Genomic DNA, 14100 nt, shown 5'->3' with positions numbered 1-14100 from the left:
AGCTGTCGCGCCACTCAGCAGCGCCAGCGCCTATTTCAAGGCTCTCCCAAACGCTCTAATAACTCGGCGACTGATAGAATTGCCAGAGGAGAGCCGGTGAAATCTTGAGGGTTGCGGGTGACAATCGCATCCAGATTTTCGGCCACCGCACAAGCTAGCTGGACGGCATCTTCAAAATCCCTCAAATTAGAGGCGAAGGCTCGATCCAAAATCGGGCCGCTCACAGGACAGACTTCCATTGCTTCTAGTGTGGTTGAGACGGCTTGTCTAGCACGCTCAAGACTCCGGGTTTCCCTCCTGACAATATAGAAGATATCAGTTACGGTTGTGGCTGTAACATAGCCGACAATCCGATCTGATTGCATAGCCTGAAATAAGGCATCGGCCTCCCTGATAAAAGGCTCTCGCACCAGCTGGAAATCCAGAATAATGTTGGTGTCTACTAAGACTCTCATTGCAGGTATTTCTCCACCAAACGTTCTTCTAGCATAGCTTCAACTTCGGCATCCGTTGGGGGTGGCGCATCGGTTTTCGCTAGCCCGCGCATCCGCTCTATTGCTGCTTTCCGGTCGGGGCGCGGCCTGAGTTCCTCTTGCAGCGATCGGACAATTGCGTCCACTAATTGCAAGCGCTCCATCACCGATAACTTGTAGATTTCTTTTGTCACTTCTTGCAAAGACATACTTACAATTCCCTAAACCAGGGTGAGGAAACTGTATCCATTATATAAATCTCCAGAGCGACTGTCAAGCGGTTACCTTTTTAAAGCTTGGGCGCTCGCCCTTTCTTCCTTGTTGCTTCTTGCGCAACACCGGCACGCGCCCGCCTGACAAGCTGCCTCCCCCCGCCGCTCCGGAGCGCCGGTTTCCCGGAAAAAACGGTGTGAGACGGTCAATCGCCCGCTATATTTTCTAAAGTGCCCCCTACCACAGCCACCATGAACACCCGGATCGAACCCTTTACCGTCCACAAGCGCGTTGCCCTCACCATCAGTCGCGGCACCACCGCCCAAACCACCAATATCTGGGTGAGAATAGAACACACCGGCATCGAAGGGTGGGGAGAAGCCTCCCCCTTTGCTGCCGGCGGCACCCCCCAAACCACCGCAACCCTCCTAGAAGCCTTGCAGCAACTCGCACCGGCACTCGAAAAGTTCAGCCCCTACGACCGGCAGCAGATTGAGCGGCTTTTTACAAAATTTAACACTCCCTCTGCGGCCCGCGCTGCCATCGATACCGCCTTGCACGACTGGCTGGGCAAAAAAGTGGGGTTTCCCCTCTGGCAGATATGGGGGTTAGATCGCCGCCGCATCACCCCCACTTCCCTCACCATAGGAATTAATTCCCCAGAGGGTGCCACTGAGAGAGTGCGGCAGTGGTCGCAAGTGACAAAATTGCAATTTTTGAAGCTAAAATTAGGCAGTCCTGATGGCATTGAAGCCGACAAAGCCATGCTATTAGCAGTGCGCTCAGCAAGCAAGGCGCTCACCCAGCTGAGCGTCGATGCCAATGGCGGCTGGAGCCTAAATGATGCCGTGAAAATGTGTGACTGGCTTGCCGGTCAGGGGGTCAAATATGTCGAGCAGCCGCTTCCCCCCGGTCAAGAGCGAGACTTGCCGGCACTCAAAGAGCGCTCGCCCCTCCCCCTTTTCGTCGATGAAAGCTGCTTCACCAGCCGCGACATTCCCCAGCTGGCAGACCGCGTGCATGGCATTAACATCAAACTGATGAAAGCTGGGGGATTAACTGAAGCCATGCGGGCGATACACACGGCGCGATCTTGTGGCTTGCAAGTGATGTTTGGTTGCTATTCTGACAGCGCGATCGCCAATACAGCAATGGCTCACCTGTCACCCCTGGCAGACTATCTGGATTTAGACAGTCACCTCAACTTGACAGACGACCCCTTCGCCGGCGCCCCCCTGCAAAATGGCTGCTTGGTGCCGAATGATTTCCCCGGACTGGGAGTCATTAAAAATTGAAATTCTCGTTGAAATTCTCGTTCCCAGGCAGAGCCTGGGAACGAGAGGAAACGAGGGGAAACGAGGCGAACGAGGGAAATTCTAGAATTATTAACGGGTAATTTTTTGCAGTTTTTATGCTCAAACCTGAACATCGAGTCGCTATTCTCCTGCACGAAGGCATTCGCAGCAGTTCTGGCAAAACCGGCCTGTCTCTCCTGCGCTACAGCGAAGCTTCCATTGTAGCAGTCATTGACCGGGAGTGTGCCGGTGAGTCGCTGCCAGAACTAACAGGAATTCCGCGTCAAGTTCCGATTGTTGCCTCGGTTGAGGGGGCGCTGGCTTACAGTCCGGACGTGCTGGCCATCGGCATCGCCCCCTCTGGCGGAGCGCTGCCGGCGGAGTGGCTGGCGGAAGTCAAGCAAGCCGTGGCGGCTGGGCTATCTGTGGCCAACGGGTTGCACACCCACCTGGCAAAAGATGAGGAATTCCGCGAGTTGCTGCGGGAGGGGCAGTGGATCTGGGACATGCGCCGAGAGCCAGCTCGCTTGGCCATTGGCGGCGCTAAAGCCCGCCAGCTCAGCTGCCGGCGCGTGCTGACGGTGGGCACCGATATGGCCATCGGCAAGATGTCCGCCAGTCTAGAATTGAACAGGGCATCGCTGCGGCGGGGGTTGCGCTCCAAGTTTCTGGCCACGGGACAAGCGGGGCTGATGATTGCCGGTGACGGCATCGCCCTGGATGCCGTGCGAGTGGACTTCGCTGCCGGTGCGGTCGAGCAAATGGTGGTGCAGTTCGGTCGCGAGCGGGACATCCTGCACATTGAGGGGCAGGGCTCCCTGCTGCATCCGGGCTCAACCGCAACTCTGCCCCTGCTGCGGGGCTCCCAGCCGACTCATCTGGTGCTGGTGCACCGTGCCGGTCAAACCCACATCCGCAATCACCCCCAGGTGCCGGTCCCTCCCCTGCCGGTGGTGGTTCAGCTGTATGAGGCGGTTGCCAGTGCCGGCGGGGCGATGCAGCCGGCGCGGGTGGCTGCGATCGCACTCAACACTCACCACCTCGACGGGCCGGCAGCGAGCGATGCGATCGCACAAGTCCGGGCGGAAACCGGCCTCCCCTGCACCGATCCCGTGCGCTTTGGCGCTGATTTGCTCTTAGATGCGGTCACCGAGGAAAGCCGGCTGTGAGCGCCGGCGGCGAGAGCCGGTGCCGGCAGTCTCACTAGGACGTAGGACAGGCGTCCCGCCTGTCCCTGTACCTACTAGCAAGTGAGATGCCTTGTCCATTACTGAGCTGTCTATTGCTATATTATCTGACGGTCAGCTGTTCGGGCTTGGTAATTTCCAGCTCCAGCGTTCCCGCAGATTGTCTTGGCTCCACACCTGTGACCTTAAGCGTTTTACCGTTGAGCGCGAATGGCGGCGGCGCACTGGGAATTTGATTGAGTACCGCCCTGGGCAAAACAACGCGATAAGCTTGACCGTCCTGTCCCTGTACAGTGAGGTGAATGGTGTTAGCGTCGGGCAATTTAATATTGCTGGCTGGCCCTTGGATTTCCCCCGGTTGAGTGGCCGGCTTGTCAGCGGAATTCCGACAGAAAAAGCTCACGGGGTCTTGGTTCAAATCAACGCAGGCCAGAATCCCCTCCACTCTGGCCATAATTTTTCTAAACTGCGTGTAATCAACTTCCTTCCCTTCCCCGTAGAAGGCTTTGTCTTGGATCTCCGAGGGGGCGTGCAACAAAACGGCTTTGACCAAATTCCGCTCTTTTAGGGAAAGAGCCGGTGACAGGTACACTCCAGGACCGGGAATGGATTTGCTTATCCCGATGACCCGCACCTCTGGGTCGTTTTGCACAAACCTGTAAATACTAACTCCCACCTCAGCCTGCCGCGACTTCACCTTCTTCAGGATGTCAGGAATTGCGTTCCCCATATCGAGCCGGACAATTTTGCCGTACAGGTCGTATACCGGCATGTAAAAAGAAAGCGTGTTGCTGAATTCTCCTAAGGCAACTCTTTTTTCAGGCGTTAAATCATTTAAGCCCTGGATTGGGCTGTCCGAGCGAACAAAGAGAACAGATTCGATTTGAGGCTGTTTCGGAAACATCCGGGCGGCGAACAGATAGCTGTTGTCTTGTGCGGCTACTGAAAGCTGGGCGGATAAGGGGAAGATGACATCCCATTTTTTGTGTATAATCCTATCTTTTGCCTCATTTAAGGAGTCTTTTTCTCTAACCTCAATGCCCTCAATCTCAATATTGACCCCCTCACCCAGCTTGGCTGCCAGCTCAGATTTCAAGTAATCCGCCAGGGGCAGGTAGTTTTCTTTTGGATTTATGGGGGTAGTCACAACACCGATATTTAAGGTGCCGTCCCCTCCAAACGCCCGCTCTCGGTTTGGCTCCCCAGATTGCCCTTGGTTTTTGATGCTGAGAAGGAACAGCGCCAGCCCAACAGCGGCGGCGGCTCCCAGACCGGCAGCTGCCAAGGGCCAGAGTTGGCGGGGCGGCACTGGCACATCGGGCGCAGGCGCATAACGCGGCGGCGGCGCAATGGGGGGTTGCTCTTCCAGGAAGTGCAGGACTTCTATGGCCGATTGGAAGCGCTGAGGCGGCTTGGGGGCGAGCATGCGGGTGAGCGCCTCGGCAAGCTTCGGGCTGGGGTCGATCTCTTTGTCCCACACCCACTGCAGCGTGTTGGGATCTAGGAGTTGCCGGGGATCTTTCTTGCCGGTCATCAGCACCAGGGCGGTAACGGCCAGGGCGTACAGATCGCTGTGGGGCGCGACGATTCCCATCCGCAGCTGCTCGTCAGGGGCGTAGCCAACTTTACCGACGCAGGTGCCGGCAGCTGGCGCACCGGCTATCTGTGTGGCCACATTGATGGCCACTTCCTTGACTGCGCCCAGGTCAATCAGCACCGGCTGGCTGTCCGCCGAGCGCAGGATGATGTTGTCTGGGGAAATGTCCCGGTGGATGACGCCCTGACCGTGCAGGTAGCTCAGGACCGGGAGGAGCTGGCGAAACAGCTGCAGGATTTCCGCTTCGCTGAAGCTCTGCCCCTGCTCCTGGCGCTGGTACAGCAGGGCATAATAGGTTTGGCCCTCCACAAAGTCTTGGACTAAAAACAGCCGTGTCCCTTCCCGAAAAATTTCCCAGAATTTGGGAATTTGCGGGTGTGCGAGTTTGTTGAGCGTCTGCGCTTCTCGCTTAAACAGTTCCTCGGCTCTCTGGAGGGCGTAGGTTCCTTGCAGTCCCGGGCTGAGTTCTTTGATCGCCACCTTGGCGTTAAATCGACCTGTATCTTCTGCCAGGTACGTTCTGCCAAACCCCCCCTGAGCCAGCAGCCGCTCGATAATGTAGCGGTCCCGCAACCGCGCCCCCGCTTGCAACTCGGTAGAGGCTGCCGGTTGCGGTTCCAGGCTTGCCTGACTGGGGGTCAATCCTGCCAAGGAGCTGCCACAGTTAGAACAAAAAAGGTTTTCCACCGGATTTTCTTTGCCACAGTTTGCGCAATTAATGACATTCATGAAACCACTCTCAGACCTTTCTGCTTGTCGGTTGCTATTAGCCGGTGCCTGCTGGCTCACTCTTTCCTCAATTTTAGGCGCATTTATGGCAAGGCTTGCTTGACCGCCCCTGCCGGCTGCCGGCTTTTCTTGTTGGGACTCCCCCGTATTGCCAGCGTCCCACTTTGCGATCATCGGCGCTTTGGGTGCCTCTCCCTTGGGGATAGCACCCTAGTGCTGACCCTGCATCTGTCACAGGAGAGCCTAGCTGGCACCCGCTCTGTCCGGCAGCGCTGTGCCGGAAACCAGAGTTCTCCATACGGCGGCTCTGCTGAGCGTCCCGGGACTGGCTTGAACTCCTTGCTGCCACCCCTGGGGGCTCAAAGGAATACAAGCGCGAATATCCGTTTAATTAATTTTTAAATTCTGGAGAAAATTATAGCGGTTTTCAGTTGGGTGAAGTGCGACCCAGAAACCCGGTTTCTTTAAGAAACCGGGTTTCTCTGCACGGATTTTATATAAATCGAAGCCTGCCGAGACACAGGATATGCCAAAACTCATCAGTCTCCCGACTCCCACCCCAATAATGCCGGCACGCCGTTTGTAGTTGGGCGTCGGCCCCACCGTTTGTAGTTGGGCGTCGGCCCCACCGGCCCATGCCGGTCCGCCGTCTGGCTTTTTCTATTTTATCCCCTTTTAAACCAACATGCGGAACAATTTACGATTCAAAAAAAAATCTCTCAACCTGTCGCAAAGTCTGTCCCTTTAAAGGGCGGCGGCGCGATAAAATTTTACAGGATTAATAGCGGGTGGGGAGGGCATGAAGCAACCCACCGGCTCGCCGCTTGCGACTGTCTGCCCATTCTCGCCGTCAAGGTGAAATTTGCGCTCGCCGGCTGGCAAGATCCTGCGCCGGCGGGTTAGAATTGGAACAGCCACTGTCCCACCGGCACCGTTTGTAGTTGGGCTTTCCCCCAAAGTTTGTAGTTGGGCTTTCCCCCAAAGTTTGTAGTTGGGCTTTCCCCCAAAGTTTGTAGTTGGGCTTTCCCCCAAAGTTTGTAGTTGGGCTTTAGCCCCACCGGCAACCTGCGGTGTTTTAATTCCGTTGAATCTGTGCTTGCGGCTACAGCAAGCCACTGCCAAGGGCGCGGCGGCTGGGTGTTTCGCCACCGCCTTTCGGGAAAGGGCGTTGAAAATGTTAAAATATATTTAAATCTACAAATCTCAATCATAAAGTATTGTAGAATCGGAATAAAATAGAGCGAGAAAGGCAACCAGAAGTGGCTACCCGAGGACTAAAAGGCAAAAACACAAAGCGCAAAACTACAAAGGCAGCACTGATCGAGAGCCAGGAGCGACTTCGCATTATGGCAGATACGGCTCCCGCAATGATTTGGGTAGCCAGTACAGAGCTGGGCGCGGTTAATGGACCTATCCCGGCTGGTGTGGGAGCGCCTGACGCCCAAAGCAGCCTTGACCGGCACTACTTCAATGCAGTCTGGCTGGAATTTACCGGACGGACCCTGGAGCAAGAGCGGGGCTCGGGCTGGCTGGAAGGCATCCATCCCGAGGACAGACAGCGGTGTTTAAACAATTATATCAGGGAGGTTGTCGAGCGCCGCCGCTTCCAGATGCAATATCGCCTGCGGAGTGCCGGTGGGGAATACCGCTGGATTTTGGATACAGCGACCCCGCAGTTTTTGCCAGATGGCCAGTTTTTGGGGTACGCCGGCTCCTGTGCGGACATCACTGAAGTCAGGGTGGCAGGAGAGTTGGCCACTCAGCAAGAGTCAGGATATCTTGACAATTCTGACGGCAGTCGCGGTGCTGCGGAATTAACACAGGCTAAACCGCCCGGGAAAAGCCAGGGGCGAAAGCGCAAATCCGCAGGGAACCCCAGAAAGAAAAGCAAACAATTCAACCGCAATTTGTTTGAGATATGTCCCATCGGTCTGGCCTTGTGCCGGCTGAATGGGAAGCTGGTTGAGGTCAATCCGGCTTTTGCAGCCATTCTCGGTCGAACCGCAGAGGAAACGCTCAACCTGACCTACTGGGAAATTACGCCAGAAAAATACCTGGCGCAAGAACAAATTCAGCTAGAGAGTTTAGAAAAGACGGGGCGCTATGGACCTTATGAAAAAGAATACATTCATAGAGACGGGCATTTTGTGCCGGTGCGGCTCCAGGGGGTGATAGTCGAAAAAGACGGAGAGCGGCTGATCTGGTCGAGCGTGGAAGACATCAGCGACCGCAAGCAAGCCGAAGAAGCATTGCGGGTCAGCGAAAAGCGATTGCAGCTGGCCGTAGAGGGATCTGAGGTTGGGCTGTGGGATTGGAACGTAGCCACGGGAGAGACTTATTTCAGCCCCCGGTTTATGGAGATGATTGGCTACAGGGCCGGCGAACTGGAAGGACATGTCAATAGTTGGATAATTCGGGTACATCCTGACGACATGCCAAAGGTAACGGAAGTATTGAGCGATCATTTTGAAGGGCGCACGCCAGCCTACCAAGCCGAATTTAGATTCAGGACAAAATCAGGGGAATGGCAGTGGATTCAGGCAAGCGGCAAAGTCGTAGAGCGGGATGAAACCGGCAAGCCCCTCAGGATGACCGGCACTCACAAAGATATCACAAAACGCAAGCGCATTGAAGAAGCATTAATCAAAGAAAGGGACTTCAACAAAACCATTATCGAAACCTGTCCAGCGTTTATCGTGACAGTGGACGCCAGCCTGAAAATCCGGATGATGAATCCAGCCATGCTGAGCGCCCTGGGCTACACCCCACAAGAAGTAGCCGGCAGGGATTGCATGGAGACTTTGGTCCCCTGGGAGGAACGCGCGGCGCTAGGCGAGACAGTCGAGCGCCTGAAGAGGCTGAGGCTGCCGGTGACTCACGCCAACTGCGTGCTGACCAAGGACGGACAAAAAAGGTTCGTCGAGTGGCGCGGACGGTTAGTCTTTAAACGCAGCGGTGAAGTGGACTTCTTCTTTGGGGTGGGGATTGACATAACCGAACGCGCCACCGCCGAAGAAGCGCTGCGCTTAAGCGAGGAGCGATTCCGCTCCACCTTCGAGCAAGCTGCCGTTGGCATCTGCCATGTGGGCGCTAAAGATAGCCGGTGGCTGCTGGTCAATCAAAGATTTTGTGAGATTGTGGGTTACACCCGTGAGGAACTGCAGGCGCTGACATTCCAAGACATCACCCACCCGGATGACTTGGATGCCGATCTGGAGTGGGTGCGCAAGCTGCTGGCTGGAAAGATTCAGCGCTACTCGATAGAAAAGCGCTACATCCGCAAAGATGGCTCCCACCTCTGGGTTCACCTCACCGTCTCCCTGGTGCGCTCCGCTGCGGGAGAGCCGCAATATTTGATTGGCGCGGTCGAAGATATCAGCTCGCGCAAGGCGCTAGAAAAAGAATTAGCCAGGGGGCAAGCCCGCTTTGACGCCTTTTTCACCACGTCGCCCGCCGGTCTAGCAATTCTAGACGACCGGCTGCGCTACATGCAAATTAACGAAGCGCTAGCCCAGATAAACGGGCTGTCTGTGGCGGACCATCTGGGCAAAACGGTGGGGGAAATCGTGCCCGATATGGCGTCAGTGCTGGAGCCAATGTTCCGGCGGATACTGACGGCAGGCGTTGCGTTTCACAACATTGAACTCAGCGGCACAACAGCAAAACAGCCCGGTGTGGAGCGGCACTATATCGCCTCTTACTTTCCCCTCCCGGACCCGGACGGCCAACCGGCCAGCATCGGTATAGTCGTGATTGAAATCACCGAGCGCAAGCGAGCGGAAGAAGCGCTGCGGCAGTACCAAGAACACCTGGAAGACCTAGTGGCAGAGCGGACTGCTGAACTTTCCCGGGCAAATGAGCAACTCCAACAGGAAATCGCCGAGCGCCAGCAGGCAGAGTCGGAAATACAGCGCAGCTACAACCTCTTGCGCACCGTCCTAGAAAGCACCGCTGATGGCATTTTTGTCAAAGACTGTGAGGGGCGCTATGTAATGGTTAATCCTGCCGCTGCCAGGATGGCTAGAATGTCTGTGCGGGAAATGGTTGGGAAAAAAGACCCCGATATATTACCGCCTGAAATTGCCCGCAAACTCATGGAAAAAGACCGCGAAATCATAACATCGGGAGAAGCTCAGCGATTTGAGGAAGATGCGCTGGTAGCGGGCGAAATCCAGACGTTACTGGTCACGAAAAGCTGCTGGCGGGACGGTTTTGGTAGCGTCATCGGTATAGTGGGTGTGGTGCAGGATATCACGGAGCGCAAGGCGCTGGAGAGAGAGTTGGTTCTGCGGCAAGCTCGCTTTGACGCCTTTTTCAAAGCGGCAAACGCCGGCATGGCCATCCTCGACCGGGAGCTGCGGTTCGCGCAAATCAACGAAACCCTGGCAGAAATGAATGGGCCATCAGTAGAAGAGCATTTGGGCAAAACTCTGGCTGAAGTGCTGCCGCATCTGGCACCTATTTTAGAGCCAATGTACCGGCAGATGCTGGCGACAGGAGAACCCGCTCTCAACCAGGAAACTAGCAGTTATACGCCCCAAAATCCGGGGGGTTTGCGACACTGGATTGCCTCTCACTTCCCGCTGCCAGGTGAGGGTGGCTTTATTGGAATTGGTGCGGTTATCATTGAAATCACCGCTCGCAAACGGGCAGAGGAGGCGCTACAAGAGCAAATTGAGCAGAATCAGCTGATTCTGCAAACCGCGCTGGACGGTTTCTTCAAATTGCGTCTTGACGGGCAGATACTGGAAGTTAATCCCGCGTTTTCCGCAGTTGTGGGATATTCGCGGGAGGAACTGCTTGGCATGAAGATTACCGAGCTTGAGGCGCAGGAAACCGCTGAAGAAACCGCAAGGCACATAGAGCGCGTCATCCAAACCGGCTCTGACCGTTTCCAGACCAAGCACCGCCGGAAAGATGGGCAGATTGTAAACTTGGAAATCAGCACCAACTTTGTCGAGATTGGCTGCGACAGATTCATCTTTTGCTTCGCACGCGACATGACTGAGCGCGTGCGAGCGGAAGAGGCTTTGCGGCAATCGGAGCAAGCCCTGAGACAGCAAGCGCAGCGGGAAGCGCTGCTCAACCGGCTCGCCAGAGCCATCCGCAACTCCTTAAATTTGAACACGATTCTGGAAACTGCAGTGCGGGAGATCCGCAATCTTTTGCAGGTGGATTGGTGCGGCTTCAGCTGGTATCGCAATAACGCCAAACCGCCCGTTTGGGAGGTGGTGTACGAGGCGAGGAATCCTTCGATACCAACCCTGATTGCCTCCTCTCCGGTTGAGATCCTCAGCCCCCTGGTGCTGCAGTTCTTAGAGCGGCAAATCCACCCCCCCACTGGTGCCAGCACCCTCAATGAGCTGGGAATCAGCTATCTCTATCTTTCTCTAGGCGTGAGTTCAGCGGTGGTGCTGCTGATTCAGACTCAAAGCGGTGAGGTTGGGATGATTGCCTGCCATTCCACTCAGGGATTGCGCCCTTGGAGCGAGGCGGAAGTGGAACTGCTGCAAGCCGTTACAGACCAACTCGCTATCGCCATTGACCAAGCCAGACTCTACGAGCAAACCCGCGCCGCTGCGAAGGACGCCCGAGAGCGAGCCAAGCAACTCCAGCACACCCTGAACGAACTCCAGCGCACTCAAGCTCAGCTGATCCAGAGCGAGAAAATGTCGAGCCTCGGACAGCTGGTTGCCGGTATCGCTCACGAAATCAACAACCCGGTTAATTTTATCTACGGCAATATCACCTATGCCAGTGACTACGCCGAAGACTTGCTGAGACTTTTGGAAATCTACCAGCAGGAATACCCCCATCCCACACCGGCAATCCAGACAGAATTGGCAACTGTCGATCTGGATTTCGTGCGCCAAGACCTCTCCAAACTCCTGTCTTCTATGAAAGTGGGAGCCGACCGCATCCGCGAAATTGTGCTCTCCCTGCGCACTTTCTCGCGGCTGGACGAGGCTGAAATGAAGGCGGTCGATATTCACTCTGGCATTGAGAGTACGCTGCTGATTTTGCAAAACCGGCTGAAAGCCAAACTGGGCTATCCGGCGATCTCGGTGATTAAAAACTACGGCAATCTGCCCAAAGTGGAGTGCTATGCCGGTCAGCTGAATCAGGTGTTTATGAACATTCTCTCCAATGCCATTGATGCCCTCGAAGAGGGCCACCGGGCATCGGGGGCGGGGCGCGGGAAAGAACAGCCGCACACCCCGCCGAATCCTCAATCCCCAATTCCCACGATTGAGATTAGCACCTCAGTGGGGAATGGGGCATTGGGAATGGGGCATCGGAGAAAAGACAAATTACCAGCGCCCAGCGCCCAACCCCCAGCGCCCAATCCCCAATTTGTTGAAATCCGCATTGCCGACAATGGTCCGGGCATGAGTGAGAAAGTTCGCCGCCGGCTGTTTGATCCCTTCTTTACCACGAAGCCGGTCGGTCAGGGCACCGGCTTGGGGCTGTCGATTAGCTACCAGATTGTGGTGGAAAAACACGGGGGAGCGCTGGCGTGCTCCTCCGCACCCGGACAGGGGGCTGCGTTTGTGATTTCTATTCCCATTTCTCAGTTAAAGAGGGGCTGAGATGCGGGAATTGCGTATGGGGCAGTGGGCAGTGGGCAGTGGGCAGTGGGCAGTGGGCAGTGGGCAGTGGGCAGTGGGCAGTGGGCATTGCTAGAAATCTTCCCCATGCCCCATGCGCTATGCGCCATGCCCCCATCCAAAATCTAAAATCGGGGCATCTAAAATCCAAAATCCCCATACCCCTCAGGTAATATCCTCCTCGGCAATCGCTGCCGTTGCGGTGCTTTGCAGCACATCTACAGGTAAGTGTACTGTAAACCCAGACCCAATTCCAGGCTCACTGCGCACGGCAATCTTGCCGCCCATCATCTCGCACAGGCGGCGGGTGATGGCCAATCCCAAGCCGGTGCCGCCGTACATGCGCTCTCCAGAGTCATACCCTTGCGTGAACGCCTCGAACAGGTGCGGCAGATACTCGGCGGGGATGCCGATGCCGGTGTCGGCGACGGTGAAACTCAGCCAAGATGAGCGGGTGCGGGGGAGAGCGCCATCCGGGGAGAAGGATGGAGCCCCCTGCAGACCGACCACACTCCCTAGCTCCGCATCCGCAAAGCTCACCGCTAGGGTAATCTTGCCGTTCTCAGTGAATTTGGCGGCGTTTCCCAGCAAGTGCAGCAGGATTTGCCGGACTTTTTTCGGATCGGCGCGCATCACGCCCAAATTGCCGGCGCAGCGCACCTCCAAGGTATTGCTATTTCTCTCGACCTGCGGTAAAATAGTAGCCACTACATTTTCAATCAAGGTGGAGAGGTTGAACTTCTCCAGCCGCAGGCCAATCTGTCCTGCCTCCAGCTCGGCAATCTGCAGCAAATCGTTGATCAGGGTGAGCAGATGTGTGCCGGCGGAGCGAATTTGCTGCAAATCCCGCACCCACTCCTTTTCGCCGGTCGCCTGGGCTTCTTCAAGGAGCAGGTCGCTGTACCCGATAATTACGCTCAGTGGCGTTCGCAATTCGTGGCCGATATTGGCCAGAAACGCGCTTTTGGCCCGGTTGGCCGCTTCTGCTGCCATTTTAGCTTGAAGCAAGGCCGCTTCCGAACGGAGGCGGTGGGTGATCTCGTGGCAGTTGAGCACAACCCCTCTCACCGCTCGGTGATCCAGCAGGTTGGTTATTACGCCCTCAAAGAAACACCAAGAGCCATTGCGGTGCCGCATCCGGTACTGGGCCACCGGCACGTGCGCTCTCGGGGAAAGCAGCGCTTGCTGAAACGTCTCGGCAATCTGCGGCAGGTCCTCCGGGTGAACCAGCTCAAAGGCTTTTTTCGCGATCGCCTCGCTGAGGGGCAAGCCTAAAATCCGCTCCTGCGATGGACTGGCGTAGCGGCAAATCCCCTCGGCGTCCAGAATTAAAATCAGATCCGTCCCGTTTTCGATCAGCGCCCGAAATCGCTGCTCGCTCTCTAACTTCTGCCGGCTTTCCTGCAGCATGTCGCTCCCCTGTTGCTTAAAGCTAATATTTGTTTAAATTTGTATAAGTTCTTTATAACAATTTTAGCTCTCACTCTCTAAAGGTTGAAAATTTTAAATCATCTTTAATCACCGCTGCCTGAGACTTTATATAAATTTAATAAGTCGGGGGGGTGGGAGTGAATCAACCTGTGATGCGGTGATGGCACCCTGTTGCCGCCGGCTCAAGCGGCTGGGGCGACTGGCTGTCAGGTGCCACAAACAGGCGCTGCTGAGTTGATTGCGCCTCAATCCGGAGGCTAAAATTATAGTAGGGACCGAATGATAGGGGAGAGGGGGCGTGCCTCTGGCGGGCTGCCTGCGCGGCGGTTGCCAGCAAGATCGCTTCACCCAAAACCCTCACCCGGGAAGGGGGACCGCACCTCGGATGCCGGCGGGGGAATCCAGCGGTGCGGCGGCAAACAAGGGTGGCGCAACCAATCGCCAGCAGAGTCTTTGCAGATAGGGTTGCCAATATCTGGGAAAACTATTAAGAGTTCTGACTTTTGCCAAAACAGAAGAGACAATGGGCTACAGGCTGGTGCCTGAGAAGGATTGAGAAGTCAGAAA

The 14100-nt window shown here is 55.8% G+C and carries 10 protein-coding genes; 3 read left to right on the top strand and 7 right to left on the bottom strand.

Annotated elements, in window-relative coordinates; genetic code table 11:
* Nucleotides 1-35: 35 nt before the first annotated feature.
* Complete coding sequence (locus tag OSC10802_RS0116185; RefSeq protein ID WP_017717819.1) at nt 36-455, bottom strand: PIN domain-containing protein; 420 nt, start codon at nt 453-455, stop codon at nt 36-38.
* Entirely contained in the window at nt 452-682 is a 231-nt protein-coding gene (locus OSC10802_RS0116180) for a hypothetical protein (RefSeq protein ID WP_017717818.1), read from the bottom strand. Before OSC10802_RS0116180 ends, OSC10802_RS0116185 begins: the two co-directional genes overlap by 4 nt.
* A 255-nt stretch (nt 683-937) precedes the next feature.
* Between OSC10802_RS0116180 and OSC10802_RS0116175 the strand changes: the two genes are divergently transcribed.
* Entirely contained in the window at nt 938-1981 is a 1044-nt protein-coding gene (locus tag OSC10802_RS0116175; RefSeq protein ID WP_017717817.1) for a dipeptide epimerase, read from the top strand.
* A 116-nt stretch (nt 1982-2097) separates the two neighbouring features.
* The gene (locus OSC10802_RS0116170) at nt 2098-3150 is read left to right on the top strand and encodes an N-acetyltransferase DgcN family protein (protein WP_017717816.1); all 1053 of its coding nucleotides are present in this window, start codon (nt 2098-2100) and stop codon (nt 3148-3150) included.
* Here OSC10802_RS0116170 and OSC10802_RS55680 read toward each other — a convergent pair.
* The 3 genes from OSC10802_RS55680 to OSC10802_RS0116155 all read right to left on the bottom strand — a co-directional run bounded on the left by OSC10802_RS55680 (nt 3118) and on the right by OSC10802_RS0116155 (nt 6643).
* Nucleotides 3118-3249, bottom strand: coding sequence for a hypothetical protein (locus OSC10802_RS55680; RefSeq protein WP_255349146.1), 132 nt, complete (start codon nt 3247-3249; stop codon nt 3118-3120). The genes OSC10802_RS0116170 and OSC10802_RS55680 overlap by 33 nt on opposite strands.
* 22 nt (nt 3250-3271) lie before the next feature.
* Nucleotides 3272-5668, bottom strand: coding sequence for a protein kinase domain-containing protein (locus tag OSC10802_RS53020; protein WP_017717815.1), 2397 nt, complete (start codon nt 5666-5668; stop codon nt 3272-3274).
* 570 nt (nt 5669-6238) lie between these two features.
* Complete coding sequence (locus OSC10802_RS0116155) at nt 6239-6643, bottom strand: hypothetical protein (protein ID WP_026098535.1); 405 nt, start codon at nt 6641-6643, stop codon at nt 6239-6241.
* A gap of 110 nt (nt 6644-6753) precedes the next feature.
* On the opposite strand from OSC10802_RS0116155, the gene OSC10802_RS44430 reads away from it, so the two are divergent.
* Nucleotides 6754-12084, top strand: a complete 5331-nt coding sequence (locus OSC10802_RS44430; protein ID WP_017717811.1) for a PAS domain S-box protein — start codon at nt 6754-6756, stop codon at nt 12082-12084.
* Between the two features lie 183 nt (nt 12085-12267).
* Here OSC10802_RS44430 and OSC10802_RS40420 read toward each other — a convergent pair whose 3' ends face one another.
* Together OSC10802_RS40420 and OSC10802_RS0116140 are read right to left on the bottom strand one after the other, a co-directional pair.
* Entirely contained in the window at nt 12268-13512 is a 1245-nt protein-coding gene (locus tag OSC10802_RS40420) for a PAS domain-containing sensor histidine kinase (RefSeq protein ID WP_017717810.1), read from the bottom strand.
* A gap of 163 nt (nt 13513-13675) precedes the next feature.
* On the bottom strand, nt 13676-14005 hold the full coding sequence (locus OSC10802_RS0116140; protein ID WP_026098534.1) for a hypothetical protein: 330 nt from the start codon (nt 14003-14005) through the stop codon (nt 13676-13678).
* Between the last annotated feature and the right edge of the window lie 95 nt (nt 14006-14100).

Source organism: Kamptonema formosum PCC 10802, assembly GCF_000332335.1.
Taxonomy (GTDB): domain Bacteria; phylum Cyanobacteriota; class Cyanobacteriia; order Cyanobacteriales; family Oscillatoriaceae; genus Oscillatoria.
This window is presented reverse-complemented; position numbering and strand designations above follow the sequence as displayed.

What these genes read in the sequence shown, in the direction of transcription:
- OSC10802_RS0116170 (WP_017717816.1), top strand. Translation starts at nt 2,098, where the DNA reads ATGCTCAAACCTGAACATCGAGTCGCTATTCTCCTGCACGAAGGCATT.
- OSC10802_RS0116175 (WP_017717817.1), top strand. Translation starts at nt 938, where the DNA reads ATGAACACCCGGATCGAACCCTTTACCGTCCACAAGCGCGTTGCCCTC.
- OSC10802_RS40420 (WP_017717810.1), bottom strand. Translation starts at nt 13,512, where the DNA reads ATGCTGCAGGAAAGCCGGCAGAAGTTAGAGAGCGAGCAGCGATTTCGG.
- OSC10802_RS0116185 (WP_017717819.1), bottom strand. Translation starts at nt 455, where the DNA reads ATGAGAGTCTTAGTAGACACCAACATTATTCTGGATTTCCAGCTGGTG.
- OSC10802_RS53020 (WP_017717815.1), bottom strand. Translation starts at nt 5,668, where the DNA reads ATGATCGCAAAGTGGGACGCTGGCAATACGGGGGAGTCCCAACAAGAA.
- OSC10802_RS0116180 (WP_017717818.1), bottom strand. Translation starts at nt 682, where the DNA reads ATGTCTTTGCAAGAAGTGACAAAAGAAATCTACAAGTTATCGGTGATG.
- OSC10802_RS55680 (WP_255349146.1), bottom strand. Translation starts at nt 3,249, where the DNA reads ATGGACAAGGCATCTCACTTGCTAGTAGGTACAGGGACAGGCGGGACG.